The sequence below is a fragment of the Hyphococcus formosus genome, assembly GCF_046736345.1.
Taxonomy (GTDB): domain Bacteria; phylum Pseudomonadota; class Alphaproteobacteria; order Caulobacterales; family Parvularculaceae; genus Hyphococcus; species Hyphococcus formosus.
This window is the reverse complement of record NZ_CP157210.1, coordinates 2,582,948-2,596,823: the sequence shown is the minus strand read 5'-3', so window position 1 is coordinate 2,596,823 and position 13,876 is coordinate 2,582,948. Positions and strand designations below refer to the sequence as shown.

The 13,876-nt window shown below is 52.0% G+C and carries 17 protein-coding genes; 9 read left to right on the top strand and 8 right to left on the bottom strand.

The genetic code is table 11. The features are described 5' to 3' along the window. Positions 1-10 precede the first annotated feature (10 nt). Positions 11-409: a VOC family protein gene (locus tag ABFZ83_RS11995; RefSeq protein ID WP_411816789.1), complete on the top strand. Its 399-nt coding sequence runs from the start codon at positions 11-13 to the stop codon at positions 407-409. Positions 410-536: 127 nt separating this feature from the next. Next, positions 537-992 (top strand): hypothetical protein, encoded by a 456-nt coding sequence (locus tag ABFZ83_RS11990; protein WP_411816788.1) that lies wholly within the window; start codon positions 537-539, stop codon positions 990-992. A gap of 64 nt (positions 993-1,056) precedes the next feature. Here the strand turns inward: ABFZ83_RS11990 and ABFZ83_RS11985 are convergent, their stop codons facing one another. Then, a complete protein-coding gene (locus tag ABFZ83_RS11985; RefSeq protein WP_411816787.1) occupies positions 1,057-1,677 on the bottom strand; it encodes a glutathione S-transferase family protein in 621 nt (206 codons plus the stop codon). 132 nt (positions 1,678-1,809) lie between these two features. Continuing rightward, the gene (locus tag ABFZ83_RS11980; protein ID WP_411816786.1) at positions 1,810-2,202 is read right to left on the bottom strand and encodes a hypothetical protein; all 393 of its coding nucleotides are present in this window, start codon (positions 2,200-2,202) and stop codon (positions 1,810-1,812) included. A 323-nt stretch (positions 2,203-2,525) separates the two neighbouring features. Between ABFZ83_RS11980 and ABFZ83_RS11975 the strand changes: the two genes are divergently transcribed. The 3 genes from ABFZ83_RS11975 to ABFZ83_RS11965 are packed head-to-tail and all read left to right on the top strand — an operon-like array spanning position 2,526 to position 5,145. Next, the gene (locus ABFZ83_RS11975; RefSeq protein ID WP_411816785.1) at positions 2,526-3,950 is read left to right on the top strand and encodes a cytochrome ubiquinol oxidase subunit I; all 1,425 of its coding nucleotides are present in this window, start codon (positions 2,526-2,528) and stop codon (positions 3,948-3,950) included. 12 nt (positions 3,951-3,962) lie between these two features. After that, complete coding sequence (gene cydB / locus ABFZ83_RS11970) at positions 3,963-4,994, top strand: cytochrome d ubiquinol oxidase subunit II (RefSeq protein WP_411816784.1); 1,032 nt, start codon at positions 3,963-3,965, stop codon at positions 4,992-4,994. Further along, entirely contained in the window at positions 4,987-5,145 is a 159-nt protein-coding gene (locus ABFZ83_RS11965; protein ID WP_411816783.1) for a hypothetical protein, read from the top strand. The genes cydB and ABFZ83_RS11965 overlap by 8 nt, the downstream gene beginning before the upstream one ends. A 38-nt stretch (positions 5,146-5,183) precedes the next feature. Here the strand turns inward: ABFZ83_RS11965 and ABFZ83_RS11960 are convergent, their stop codons facing one another. From ABFZ83_RS11960 to hemE, 4 genes are all read right to left on the bottom strand, one after another. Beyond that, positions 5,184-5,558 carry a PRC-barrel domain-containing protein gene (locus ABFZ83_RS11960; RefSeq protein ID WP_411816782.1) on the bottom strand — a complete coding sequence of 125 codons (375 nt, stop codon included), beginning with the start codon at positions 5,556-5,558 and terminating at the stop codon, positions 5,184-5,186. Positions 5,559-5,648: 90 nt separating this feature from the next. Continuing rightward, entirely contained in the window at positions 5,649-6,905 is a 1,257-nt protein-coding gene (gene rho, locus ABFZ83_RS11955; RefSeq protein WP_411818832.1) for a transcription termination factor Rho, read from the bottom strand. Between the two features lie 182 nt (positions 6,906-7,087). Continuing rightward, positions 7,088-7,534 carry a protoporphyrinogen oxidase HemJ gene (hemJ, locus tag ABFZ83_RS11950; protein WP_411816781.1) on the bottom strand — a complete coding sequence of 149 codons (447 nt, stop codon included), beginning with the start codon at positions 7,532-7,534 and terminating at the stop codon, positions 7,088-7,090. After that, the gene (gene hemE, locus ABFZ83_RS11945) at positions 7,527-8,594 is read right to left on the bottom strand and encodes a uroporphyrinogen decarboxylase (protein WP_411816780.1); all 1,068 of its coding nucleotides are present in this window, start codon (positions 8,592-8,594) and stop codon (positions 7,527-7,529) included. Before hemE ends, hemJ begins: the two co-directional genes overlap by 8 nt. Positions 8,595-9,017: 423 nt before the next feature. Between hemE and ABFZ83_RS11940 the strand changes: the two genes are divergently transcribed. Genes ABFZ83_RS11940 through coaE form a run of 4 tightly spaced genes read left to right on the top strand, consistent with a single transcriptional unit; the run spans position 9,018 to position 11,931 of the window. Then, the gene (locus ABFZ83_RS11940) at positions 9,018-9,896 is read left to right on the top strand and encodes a pyruvate, water dikinase regulatory protein (protein WP_411816779.1); all 879 of its coding nucleotides are present in this window, start codon (positions 9,018-9,020) and stop codon (positions 9,894-9,896) included. Next, complete coding sequence (locus tag ABFZ83_RS11935) at positions 9,893-10,495, top strand: Maf family protein (protein ID WP_411816778.1); 603 nt, start codon at positions 9,893-9,895, stop codon at positions 10,493-10,495. Before ABFZ83_RS11940 ends, ABFZ83_RS11935 begins: the two co-directional genes overlap by 4 nt. After that, entirely contained in the window at positions 10,496-11,332 is an 837-nt protein-coding gene (locus ABFZ83_RS11930; protein ID WP_411816777.1) for a shikimate dehydrogenase, read from the top strand. Further along, positions 11,329-11,931, top strand: coding sequence for a dephospho-CoA kinase (gene coaE, locus ABFZ83_RS11925; RefSeq protein WP_411816776.1), 603 nt, complete (start codon positions 11,329-11,331; stop codon positions 11,929-11,931). Before ABFZ83_RS11930 ends, coaE begins: the two co-directional genes overlap by 4 nt. On the opposite strand, the gene ABFZ83_RS11920 is transcribed toward coaE, so the two are convergent. Together ABFZ83_RS11920 and ABFZ83_RS11915 are read right to left on the bottom strand one after the other, a co-directional pair. Then, the gene (locus ABFZ83_RS11920) at positions 11,918-12,784 is read right to left on the bottom strand and encodes a dienelactone hydrolase family protein (protein WP_411816775.1); all 867 of its coding nucleotides are present in this window, start codon (positions 12,782-12,784) and stop codon (positions 11,918-11,920) included. The genes coaE and ABFZ83_RS11920 overlap by 14 nt on opposite strands. A gap of 10 nt (positions 12,785-12,794) precedes the next feature. After that, positions 12,795-13,793, bottom strand: coding sequence for an adenosine kinase (locus tag ABFZ83_RS11915; protein WP_411816774.1), 999 nt, complete (start codon positions 13,791-13,793; stop codon positions 12,795-12,797). Positions 13,794-13,876: the final 83 nt, after the last annotated feature.

Genomic DNA, 13,876 nt, shown 5'->3' with positions numbered 1-13,876 from the left:
GGAGCCAAAAATGGTTCAGGAGGTAACGCCCTTTCTGATGTTCGAAAAGGACGCAGAAAAAGCCATAAATTTCTATGTCTCGGTTTTTAAGGATGCAAAACTAAAAAGCATCGAACACTGGTCAAAAGATGAGGCCGGTAAAGAAAACACGGTGAAACGCGCCTATTTTTCAATCGGTAACCAAGGGTTCATCGCGCTTGATAGTCCGGTGAAACACGACTTTTCGTTTACGCCGTCATTGTCGATCTTTGTCGATTGCAGTTCCGAAGAAGAGCAATCGAATGTCTTTGACGCCCTCTCAGAAGGCGGTGATACCCTGATGCCCCTTCGGGATTGGGGTTTTTCGAAAAGATTTGCGTGGATAAATGACCGCTATGGCGTGTCGTGGCAGCTAAACCTGCCTTTCTAACGTCTCTATCACACAAATTGACCGGCATACCCCGCAAGGGGGATGCCGCCATCCCCACAGCACGTCATGACTTCACACGGTTCACGGCATTGACTGGGTCGTGACCGAACGAATGAGGGGACTCCATATGAAAAAACTACTGACTGCCACCGCCGCTGCCACAGCCCTGTTTAGCGCTTCTGCTTTTGCAGGCGATGATGCATCCGACATTGAAATTACCCAGCCCATGAAAATGGGTGATGCGCGCCTTAGCTGTGACGCGATTATCGCCGAAGCTGGCCGTATGGAAACCGTGCTCGGCGGATCGCCCGCCAGCGGGTTAATGGATGCGGAACAGCTTGCCGGCATGGGCACCTCGCTCGCGCAACAGGCAATGATTTCTAGCGGCGCGGGCGGAAAAGCCCTCGGGGCCGTGGGACAAGTGGGCGGATTGCTCGGTCGCTCTTCCAAAAAGAAGAAAGAAAAGGAAGCCATGCGTAAAGCGATCGCAGAGAAGCGCTGGATTTACATGGTCGGCCTTTATGAAGGCCGCAATTGCGACGCGGCACCGGTTGAAGCCGCGCCCGCAGAGGTCGTCGAATAATTCAATTCTGTTTCCGGGGGGAGAACACACGGGCTGGCTTCCGTTTTGGCCAGCCCGTTTTCTTTTATGCAGGCTCCAGCGCCGACACTTTTTTCCATGCGTCGCGCGCGGTTAATCGCTCGAAATAGGCTTTGGTCGCATCGTCCATCAATTCGCCATTGCGCGTAATTTTTATCAGGAACAACGCATAACCGACCGAGATGTCTGCGAGTGAAAACTCATCAAGAAGATATTCCCGATCCGTTAGATGTTTTTCGAGAAAGTTTAGGCAATTCTTGGTCTCGTTTTGCGACCAGATTTTCATTGCCTCAATACGTTGCTCTTTCGGCAATATCGCGGTCTGACCGGCAAGCATCCCGATATAAGCGCCCATCCCCGCTTCACCAAATTCCATAAACTGAAGATAATCCGCATAGTCACTATCTTTCGGTCCGCGTGATAAACGTCCATCCGCATATTTATTGGAAAGATATTCGATGATCGCAACCGACTCGAGCATCGGTTTCCCGTCTTCCAGAAATACCGGTGTTTTCCCAACAGGGTTCAGCGCCAGATATTCCGGTTCTTTTAATTTCTCCCGCTCAAAGGGGCACGTCTCGATTTCCACGTCCAGGCCAAGTTCATAAATTGCCCATGCAACGCGGATACTCCGGGTCATTGGAAAATGGATAAGTTTCATCGTCATGTGCCAGCGCTCCATAAAATAATGCCCGACCGGGCCCTGTTATTTTTATGCGCGCTGACATCAAAGACAGCAATCATCGATCGCAGTAAAAAGGCCGCCAACAAGATCACTTATTGGCGAGCAATCGCTGCCCTATAGTTTTTTAAGGGCGACGGTAAAGGATGTTGTAATTCCGTTCTTGCGCGAAATCTTGCGCCAGCAGGATTTAAATCGCTGGTTGCGTTCGATTGATGATGCAAGCTCCTTGGCGGCTTTCGTCGCGGTTGCCTCATTGCCCTGCGAAATCGCTTTGCCGAGGGCTTCGTAATCGTCGATCAACACATCAATGCGGCGCGTGCCATTCTTGCCGTATGATCCGCAAGCATCATTGCGGTTAATCATAATCCGGCGCCAATCATCATCGGCCTCGGAAAATGCTCCGCTCACATATTTTTCTTGCACCGAAGCATAATCAGCATGTGCAATGCCGGTTAGCAAAAGCGTGCTCGACCCAATCAACGCAACAAAACTAGCTGTTTTTCTCATCGGACTCTCCTTTTCATTTTGCAACACAGATCCACCCCCCTCCTGTGCGCCCCGGCCAAGAGTGTCGTGTACTGATGAAGCTATACGATAAACCTAGATCGCCGCGTTTCGACGTTCAATCACCATTCGGTGAACGGTCGCCATTACGCGATTAATCCCATTCTTATGCGACGAACCGATTTGGCTGTTGTCTGATCGTCCGGGATGCGACAAAATTGTACTAAGGCTTGTGCGATGCGGCATGCCGCCGCTGCGTCATCTCATGCGCTTTGAGTATTCGAATAAACTCATTAGTTTCTAGTCAGCAAAAAATGGTGGGCCCTATGGAACTAGACGCGCTTATCCTGTCACGCTTGCAATTCGCGTTCGTTATTGCATTTCACATCATGTTCCCGTCATTCACGATCGGACTGGCTGCGTTTTTGGCCGTTTGCGAGGGGTTGTGGCTTAAAACCAAGCGCGATGTGTTTTTGCGGCTCTATCTCCACTGGGTGAAGATCTTTGCGCTCGCCTTTGCCATGGGCGTCGTGTCCGGCGTCGTGATGAGTTATCAATTCGGCTCTAACTGGTCTGTTTTTTCTGATAAAACCGGCAATGTGATGGGGCCGCTTCTGGGTTACGAAGTCCTGACGGCCTTCTTCCTTGAGGCAACCTTCCTTGGCGTGATGTTGTTTGGGTGGAAGCGCGTTGGTAATCGACTTCACTTCATCGCAACGCTCGCCGTTTCCATCGGTACGATGATTTCCGCGTTCTGGATTCTCTCCGCCAATAGCTGGATGCAGACCCCCCAGGGATTTGAGCTGGGTCCGGATGATCGGTTTTATGTAACAAGCTGGATGGAAGTGATTTTCAATCCCAGCTTCCCCGCAAGATATGTGCATATGATGCTTGCGGCCTTTATTACGACCGCTGCCGTCATTATGGCCGCTGGCGCAATTCAGGTCATACGCGGACGCATATCGGAGCCAACCCGGTGGCAAATGCGCATGGCCGCCGGGACGCTCGCGGTGTTAATGCCGCTCCAGATTTGGGCCGGTCATTGGTCAGGTGAAATCGCGCACCACTATCAACCCGCAAAAGTCGCGGCCATGGAAGGCTGGTGGGAAACCAAAGAGGGTCAACCGACCATTCTTTTTGCGCTCCCTGATCAGGAGAACCAGCGCAATATCGCCGAGATCGGGATTCCCGGCCTTGGTGATGTGGTGGTCGGCGGCGAAAAACCGCTCAAAGGGTTGGATGCATTTCCGGAGTCTGAACATCCGCCGGTCTTTATCGTGTTCTGGGCATTCCGGATTATGGTCGGGGCCGGACTGGGTTTGTTGGCAATTGGCCTTTGGGGCCTTTGGCTTTGGCGAGCAAAAAAGCTCACAAAACCGGGGTTGTTCCATTACCTCGCGGTGCCCGGTGGTACCCTTGGTTTTGTTGCAGTGATCGCCGGATGGGTCGTCGCCGAAGTAGGCCGCCAGCCCTACACGGTTTATGGGGTGCTGCGCACGGTCGATAGTGTCTCGCCCGTGCCTGCAAGTCAGGTTGCATTTTCGCTTTTGGTTTTCATGATCGTCTACGCCATCATTTTCACCGCTGGCGTTGTTTACATGGCCCGGATCGCTACCCGCGGCTTTGATGATGAGCCCGTTGGTCCGCCTAAGGACGAAAAACGTGCACCGGGCACGCCGCTCGGCTCTGTTCACGACCCCGCTGAAACCGACGATGATAAACCTACTGGCCTCGCGCCGAGCGCATCATAAGGGAGAGGTATCATGGATGTTGCATTGATATGGGCCATTCTTATCGCCGTTGCCGTTATGATGTATGTCCTGCTTGACGGGTTTGACCTCGGCATCGGTATCCTGACGGCCTTCGCCAAAGACGAAGCCGAACGGTCGATGATGACCGCAACTATTGAACCGGTATGGGATGGAAATGAAACCTGGTTGATCCTTGGCGGCGGCGGATTATTCGCCGCGTTTCCATTGGCTTACGCGATTATCATTCCGGCCTTTTATATCCCTGTTCTGATTATGCTGGCCGCATTGATTTTCCGCGGCGTGGCATTTGAGTTCCGGCACAAGGCCGTGCGCGAACCGACGAAAAAATTCTGGAACAACGCCTTTTTCGGCGGGTCGCTTATCGCTGCATTCTCTCAAGGGGTTATTCTCGGGGCTTTCATTCAAGGCATCGAGGTCACGGGCCGCGCCTATTCCGGCGGCGGGTTTGATTGGCTCACCCCATTTTCGGTGATGGTCGGAATATCAGTGGTAATTGGCTATGTTCTGCTTGGCGCGTGTTGGCTCATCTTGAAAACCGAAGGGGAAACCCGCGAGGGCGCACGAAAATGGGCGCGCCGAACCCTGATCGGGGTTGCCCTTGCCATGGCGGCTGTCAGCCTCGCCACCTTGTCGATTGATCCGCGCGTGACGGCGCGCTGGGGTGTTTCCATGACAAATATTGAGTTCGGAAAATTTTTGACCGTATCGCCAATACCGCTTGCGGGGCTGGCGCTCATTCTCGTCTTGTGGCGGCAACTCACGGTCAAAACCACCAAAGACTGGCTGCCGATTGTGCTGGCGGCGGGCATTTTCCTGACCGGCTATCTTGGGTTTGTGGTCTCGCTATTCCCTTATAACGTCCCGTTTGCAAAAACCATTTGGGAAACCGCAGCCCATGATAAATCCTTGTGGTTCCTGCTTGTGGGCGGCGGCATATTATTGCCGACCATCCTTGCCTATACGGTTTATGTGTACTCGCTCTTTTGGGGGAAAGTGCAATCCGGGGAAGGGTATCATGGCTAATATTTTCAAACCCGTTGGTCCGTCCAAGGACGAAAAAGAAAACCATGCAGTAAAATCCAAACTGGTTTGGTTTGTACTTCTCGCGGTCGCCGGCGCAGCCGTTGTCGCCAGCGTCGCTTATCTTTTGCGTGCGCTTTTATTTATTGGCTGATTGGCCCGGCCGGAGAGACCTCCGGCCGGTTTTTCCATCTAGTTCCAATAAGGCTGAACGCCATAATAGCCATAGACCTTTTCGCCATAGCTTCGATCATAAAGACGATTGGTCTCGTTACGCTCAATGGTCGGCGCGTCTTCCAGTTTTTCTTTTGAAAGATTGACGACATAGCCATCGCGGTCTTCGTCATAATCCAGCGTATCCCAAGGCAGTGGGTGATGTTTTTCACCCATTCCCAGAAACCCACCGAAAGACATGACCGCGAATGCGACATTGCCCTGGCGTTTATCCAGCATCACATCTTCGACCGAGCCGAGTTTCTCGCCGTCATGATTGAAAACGGCAGTTCCCTCAACTTTGTCGGCAGAAATCAATGTAGCTGTTTCATCGCGTGCGATAAAGTCAGTCATAGTCACGTCTCCATTTTTATGCGCCCGCATAAAACCAATGGAATGACTGACTTTTAGTTCCGCAAAAGCCTGCGGCTGTAATGATTACAGTTACGTATTCATTGAATCGAAGAAGTCCTGGTTCGATTTGGTCTGTTTCAACTTCTCGATCAGGAATTCAATCGCGTCCGATGTGCCCATCGGCGAAAGAATACGGCGAAGCACAAAGACCTTCTGAAGATCGGCCTTGGAGGTAATGAGATCCTCTTTCCGGGTGCCGGATTTCGCAATATCGATTGCTGGATAGGTCCGTTTGTCCGCAACTTTACGGTCAAGGATAAGTTCAGAGTTACCGGTCCCTTTGAATTCTTCAAAGATGACTTCATCCATTTTCGAACCGGTTTCGATCAGCGCCGTTGCGATAATCGTCAGTGAACCACCTTCTTCGATATTCCGCGCGGCACCGAAAAAGCGCTTCGGCCGTTGCAGCGCATTGGCATCGACACCACCGGTCAAAACCTTACCGGATGAAGGCACAACCGTATTATAGGCACGGCCAAGGCGCGTGATGGAATCGAGCAAAATCACAACATCACGGCCATGCTCAACCAGGCGCTTCGCTTTTTCGATCACCATTTCTGCGACTGCAACGTGACGAGTTGCGGGTTCGTCAAAGGTTGATGAAACAACTTCACCCTTCACCGACCGTTGCATGTCCGTCACCTCTTCCGGGCGTTCGTCGATCAATAGAACGATCAGATAGGCTTCCGGGTGATTGGTCGCGATTGAATGGGCAATGTTTTGCAGAATAACGGTTTTACCGGTACGCGGCGGCGCGGTGATCAATCCCCGCTGGCCTTTCCCCATTGGTGCCACCAGATCCATGACCCGCGCGGTCAGATCTTTTGATGAGGCACCCTCAACTTCCATTTTCAGGCGCTCATTCGGATAAAGCGGCGTCAAATTATCGAAGTGAACTTTGTGGCGCGCTTTTTCCGGGTCTTCGAAATTGATCGTATGGACTTTTAAAAGCGCAAAATACCGCTCGCCATCTTTCGGGCTGCGGATCTCGCCTTGTACCGTGTCGCCGGTGCGCAACGCAAAACGGCGGATCTGGGTTGGCGAAACATAAATATCATCCGGTCCCGCAAGATAGCTTGCATCCGGTGAACGCAAGAACCCGAACCCATCGGGCAAAACCTCAAGCACGCCGCCGCCATTAATCTCAACATCGCGATCCGCAAGCTCTTTCAAAATCGAGAAGAGCAAATCCTGTTTCCGCATGGTCGAGGCGTTTTCGACTTCCACTTCCTCAGCGAAAGCAACCAGATCTGCTGGTGATTTTTCTTTGAGCTCTTCGAGCGACATGGTTTTAGGCAGCATGGAAATCCTCAATCGGAAAAACCCGCGCGAGCATCACCCGCGAGGTCATAGATGGTCAGCAATGAAAAAAACAGGCGCGCAGCGTGAGTTTTAGCGCGCAAAAAAGGAAAGTTGCGCTAGATATAATCTAACAACGGATTTCGTCAATCGATGATTCGCCTAAGCGCCTAAAATGGCTTCACGATCACCATAATTACGATCACAATCAGGCCTAAAAACGGGACTTCGTTCATAATTCGCCAGAATTTCTCGGTGCGCGGGCGCTCCCCGGCCTCGAATTTCCGGCGCGACGATGAATAAAACCCGTGAATGGCCGAAATAATCACGACAATCGTCAGCTTCACGTGGAACCAGCCCGCGGACAAAATCGCCGGATTTGCCACCAGCATCAAAATCCCCAACACCCAGACAAGCACCATCGACGGATTGATGATGCCTTTCATCAAACGCCGTTGCATCTGGATGAAATACCGCTCCGCCTCGCCGCCTTTTTCCGATTGGTGCTGGTAAACGAACAGCCGCGGCAAATACATCATGCCCGCCATCCAGGCGATGACCATGATCAAATGCACCGATTTAATCCACAGATAAATCGAGCCTAGAAACTCAGCCATTATAGCTCCTGACAAATTTCACCAGCGCCGCAACATTTTCCGGCGGCGTTTCCGGAATGAAGCCATGACCGAGATTAAAAATATAGGGGACATCGTGAAACAGCTTCAGATAGGTCTCTGCGGCCCGTTCCATCTCTTTGCCGCCCGCGACAACTAAAAGCGGATCAAGCCCACCCTGAACGACGACACGGCCCGGCAGATGGGTTCTGGCCCAGCTCGGGTCCATCGCATAATCGATGCCGACGCCATCGCAATTTCGGATCAGTGCATATTCACCAAGTTTCTCGCCAACGCCCTTAGGGAAAAGGATGACCGGAACGCCCGGCCGTGCCTTCTTTATTTGATTAGCGATATGTTCAAGCGGCTTCACCGAAACCGCTTCCAATACCGGCCACGGCAAGCCACTGGCCCATGTATCAAACAGCTGCACCGCATCTGCGCCCGCATCGATCTGTTTGATCAGATACTCGACCGTTTTTTCACACAGCACATCAATCAAGCCAGTGATGAAATCGTTTTCTTCATAAAACCGGCGACGCAAACTGGCCGGGTCCTTCATCGGACCGCCCGCAAGCATATAGGTCGCGACTGTCCACGGTGCGCCGGCAAAACCGATCAATGCTTTGTCCGCGCCGAGTTCGGCTTTGGTCTTTGCGACCGTTTCATAAACCGGGCTCAACGTTGGATGGATGTCACACTGCCGAAACGCATCGAGATCACCGGCGCTGACCACCGGCGAAAGCCTTGGTCCTTCGCCAGCGACAAAACGCAAATCCTGTCCGAGGGCATGCGGGATCAACAGGATGTCCGCGAAGAGAATAGCTGCATCAAGATCAAACCGACGAACCGGTTGAAGTGTTACCTCTGCAGCGAGATCAGAATTGTAGCAAAGATCGAGAAACGATCCGGCCTTTGATCTGAGTTCGCGATATTCCGGCAAATAGCGACCTGCCTGCCGCATGAACCACATTGGTGGAACAGAGGGCACATCTCCTTCGAACACTCGAATGAATTTTGACTGAGCGTCGCCTGAAGGTGCGTCGTTTCCGTTTTCGGCCATACCGCGAAAATCTTCCTTCTTAACTTTCTATAAATCTTTCTTAATAAAGTATTAAGATTAAGAGTCAGGCTGAATCCCGGGGATAAAATCGCCGGAAAGATGAATCCCCTGAAGATACACTTAATTCCCACAGAGTTTCACCGGTGGGAATAAGTATTCCCAATCATGTTGAAAAGCCGCTCTAACGCCGCAGCTTGTTCAAAAAACAATGTGGATAAAAATTGGCGCCCTTGATTCATCCCGTGGACCTAGCAAAAAGGGGGAGCAAAGTATGACCGGTCATACTTTTCAAATCCGCTTGGGCGCCTCGCTGGTATGACTCGGGTAGTTATACAACGGCCTAAAATCGTGCTCGCGAATTGGACCATGTTTCCCCTATAATTCCACAGGGCAAACGCAGAACTGGGTAGAAGTAGTTAATTCATGGCGAAAACCGCAGAAAACAAGGCCTCGACGCCAAAAGTAGTGCGCAGAAAAGAGCCGATCGCGACCTATTTTCATGTTCACCTGGTGTCGGATTCGACCGGTGAAACCTTGAACGCGATGCTCAAGGCAACGGCGTCACAGTTTAATGCGGCAAAACCATTGGAACATATATACGCGCTTATCCGCTCGCGCGCCCAAATGGAACGCGCCCTTGCGGAAATCGAAGCCTCGCCCGGGCTTGTTCTTTATACGGTGATTAATCCTGAATTGCGGCGGCTGTTGGAAATCCGCTGCAGCGAGCTGCAAACCCCGGCGATTTCGGTACTCGATCCGCTGCGCCATGCGTTCACCGATTATCTTGGGCTTGAGCAGACCATGAAAACCGGCGCGCAATATCAGCTTGATGATGCCTATTTCAAACGGATTGCCGCGCTTGATTATACGCTGGCCCATGATGACGGCCAGATGGTTTGGGATCTTGAACCGGCGGATGTGGTCGTCGTCGGTGTCAGCCGTACCTCGAAAACACCGACCTGCATGTATCTGGCTAATCGCGGGATCAAGGCCGCCAATATTCCATTGGTGCCGACTTCGCCGCCGCCGAAAGAGTTATTTGCCCTGCGCAAACCCATGGTCGTCGGTTTGGTCGCATCCCCTGAGCGGCTTGCGCAAATTCGGAAAAGCCGTCTTGGCGGTATGAACGCCGAAGGCTCGGTCGAGGATTATTCCGATCTGGATGCAATCCGCAAAGAAGTCCTCGCCGCCAAGCGATTATACGCAAAACATCGCTGGCCGATGATTGATGTCACGCGGAAATCCGTGGAAGAAACCGCAGCCGCTATTCTCACCAAACTTTCTGCAAGACAAAACCGATGAATTCAAAATCTCGCGTAACGCTCGCCTCCGGTAGCTCGATCCGCGCAGCGATCCTTTCCGGCGCGGACGTCCCGTTTGATGTGGTCAAACCCGATGTGGATGAAGACGAAATCAAACAGCAAGCAAAATCCGATGGCATAGACCTCGAAAAAACGGCAATGCTATTGGCCGAGGCAAAATGTATGGCCGTCGCCGCGACGACGCCGGGTATTGTTATTGGCTCCGATCAGATCATGGAATTTGAAGGCCGCGCCTATGATAAGCCAAAAACCATGGCCGAAGCCAAAGACCGGCTTTTAGAAACGCAAGGCGCTGCTCATACTTTGATAAATGCGATTGCGGTTGCCCGCGATGGTGAAATCATCTGGCGCAATCTCGATCGCCCGACCCTTCATATGCGGTCATTGAGCGAAGCAGAGATTGACCAATATCTCGAAGAAGCGGGCCCCGAAATCCTCTATAGTGTCGGTGCCTATCAAATCGAAAAACTGGGCAGCCGCCTTTTTGACCATATTGATGGCGATCATTACGCCGTTCTCGGATTATCCTTGTTTCCGTTATTGGCGCTTTTACGGCGCGAAAACATTCTGGCCTATTAAATGAAAAATGTTCCTATTCTTGCAGGTGTTGCCGGTTGGCCCGTAACCTATTCTTTGTCGCCGGTCATTCATTCAACTTGGGCGCATCGGGCAAACATAAATGGATATTATATCCCGATTGCAATTGAACCGACCGAAGACGATTTTCGGGCGGTCATTGCCGGTCTGCGCAAGGTTGGTTTTGCGGGGATCAATGTCACAAAACCCCATAAAGAAAACGCATTGCGCATCGCCGATGACGCCAGCGGAACGGCAAAAAGCGCAGGTGCCGCAAATATGCTCACCTTTCGCGAAGATCATATCTATGCGGATAATTCTGATGTTGTGGGATTTGCCAATGCGGTGAAAGACCATACCGATCAGCCCGGCGATCATGGCGTGATTTTAGGAGCCGGCGGTGCCGCGCGCGGGGTGATTCTGGCCTTGAAGGAATTAGGCATTCAGAAAATCACCATCACCAATCGCACGCGCGAAAAAGCCGAAGCGCTGGCCGCCGAATTTGGCCTAGCGGTCGTTGATTGGGATAAACGGAGCGAAGTCCTTGATGGTGCGGACCTTTTGGTCAATACGACCAGCCTCGGCATGACCGGACAACCGCCTTTGGAAATTGATCTTTCACCGCTAAAATCAAAATCCGTCATTGCTGATATTGTCTATTCGCCGCTGGAGACCCCGTTGCTTCGGGCCGCAAAAAATCATCACACCATTGATGGCCTGGCGATGTTGATGCATCAGGCCGTACCGGGCTTCGAGCAATGGTTTCGCGGCAACGCAAAAGTCGATGAGGATTTAAAAAACATCCTCCTTAAAGAGATTAAAAGACGAGAAACAACATGATCAAAATCGGTCTCACCGGTTCAATAGGTATGGGTAAATCCACAGTCTTGCGGATGTTTGCGGGGCTCGGCGCGGCCACATGGAATGCCGATGATGCCGTACACAGACTTTATGAAAAAGACGGTCTTGCGGTAAAGGCAATCGAAAAGGAATTTCCCGAGACCATTGTTGATGGCCAGGTTGATCGGGGCCGGTTAGCGGCGGAGGTTCTTAACAATCCGGCGGCGCTCCAAATGCTTGAAGATATTGTGCATCCCTTGGTGGGCGAAGACAGAGAGCGATTTATGACCGCCGCGGCCCATGCGGGCGCATTGGTTGCTGTGCTTGATATCCCGCTCTTGTTTGAAAACAGCACCGACAAATTTTTCGATGCGACCGTTGTTGTGAGCGCGCCCGAAGAGGTGCAACGCGAGCGCGTGTTGGCGCGGCCGGGCATGACAGCGGAAAAACTCGATGCGATTTTGAAGTTACAATTACCGGATTCTGACAAACGTCAGCGCGCCGATTATGTAATTAATACTGGTCAATCGCTTGAAGGAACCCGCGCCGAAGTCGAAGCGGCCTACGAAGATATTGTCTCCCGCGCTACTGCGCACTGACAATGTCGTTCAGGAAATTCACATAGCGTGTTTTGGCATCCGCGAAGTATTCTTCATTATACCAATGAATATAATCGGGCTCCAAAAACGGATCATCGAAAACATGATGGGCGTCTTTATAGGTAATGAACTCTAGCGCCGGGTCGCGTTTTTTCTGTTTTTGAAAATACTCGATACAGGCCTGCGCATCGACCATCTCGTCCTTTTCCGCAATGAAACCAAGCATTTTCGGCGATTGGGATAGCGGCCGAAACCGGGTCAGCGTGCCAAAACCGCAATAAGGGTAAAACAGAATTGCACCGTCTATTGTTGGGCTTGAAACCGAACGGTCGGTTATGCCCGGCGGTGCTTTTTCCGGGTCCATGGTCAAGAAATCCATGACTGTCCAAGCCCCATGCGACCAACCGGCCAAGATAATATTATCCGTATCAAGACGGCTGTCGTTTTTGATGTATTCAAGCGCCGCATAAACATCGCCAGCGCGCTCAAACCCCAAAAGGTCTTTCCCGGCACATACAATCTCGAGCGATTCCTCGCGCGAATAGCCGCGCGGTGAATTGCTGTCGACGATCACAGCCGCATAGCCATTGTTGTTCGCTATGTCGGCCCATTGATGTTGAAATTCGGGGCGAATACCGGCGCAGCCATGAAACTGTAAAACAACCGGATAGGGCGCAGCTTGATTATCGGGCAGGCGGATCTCAATCGCGTCATCGATCAGATCAATCCGCTCTGCCAGCGTGGATTTTTCGATTTTGCCGGAATACCAGGCGAACACCAATGGCTCGCGCTTCCAGAACAAAACACCGGCAATGATGGTCAGGACGATTAATCCGATTTGCCAATGTTTCATTCACTTCCCCCTATAAAATACCAGCTTTCTCAGCGAGGTCTTTCAGGCTTTCCGAAGGACGTGCGCCAAAATGGCTAATCACTTCGCTCGCCGCGATAGACCCGAGTTTACCAGCTTTATCCAGTGAATAATTGCGGGCAAGACCGAATAGCAGTCCCGCCGCATAGGCGTCGCCCGCACCGGTCGTATCAATCAGCGAAGATGGCGCATAGGCGTCGACATAAACCACATCACCCTCGCGCGGGATCAAGACCGAGCCTTTTTCAGAGCGCGTAACCGCCGTTAGCGGGCAAAGGGCTCTTGCTTTTTCGACCATTGCGTCAATGTCGTCGGTACCGAACAATGCGGCGGCTTCAACGTCATTGGCCAACAAAATATCGACATTGTTCGAAATGAAATCCGGCAATATTTCGATCTGCCGATCAACGCAGCTTGCATCCGAAAGCGTCAGCGCCGTTTTCTTGCCGTTCTCTTTGGCGATTTCACAGGCCCGCAAAAAGGCTTCGCGCGCAACCGGTTGCTCGAAAAGATAGCCCTCAAAAAAAGTAATTGCTGCGCGATTGATCTGCGCAGGGTCGATATCATCCGGTGCCACATATCCGGCTGAACCAAGAAATGTCATCATCGAGCGTTGCGCGTCCGGCGTGACATTAATCAGGCAACGACCCGTGCCCGGTCCTTCGGTGAGCGGTTTGGTGTCAAACTCAACGCCCATTGCCCGCAAATCATGGCGAAAAATATCGCCCAGCGCATCGGCAGAAACCTTACCGACAAAACCGCCATTACCGCCCAGAGAAGCCACGCAAGCAATTGAATTTGCGGCGGACCCGCCAGAAACTTCGACGCCAGGGGCCATGTCATCATAGATGACCCGGGCTTGATCTTCGTCAATCAACAACATGCCGCCCTTGGGAATGTCGTGGGTCGCCAAAAATGCGTCATCCGCTTTCGCGAGAACGTCAACGATTGCATTGCCGACGCCAATCACGTCGAGATCAGATTGAGACATCAATTTTCCTTATGGGCAGCTTTTTCACGCACGGCTTATAGGTATCCCGGCGCATCAGGGCAAGGCGCGGTCCCCCATGGCGG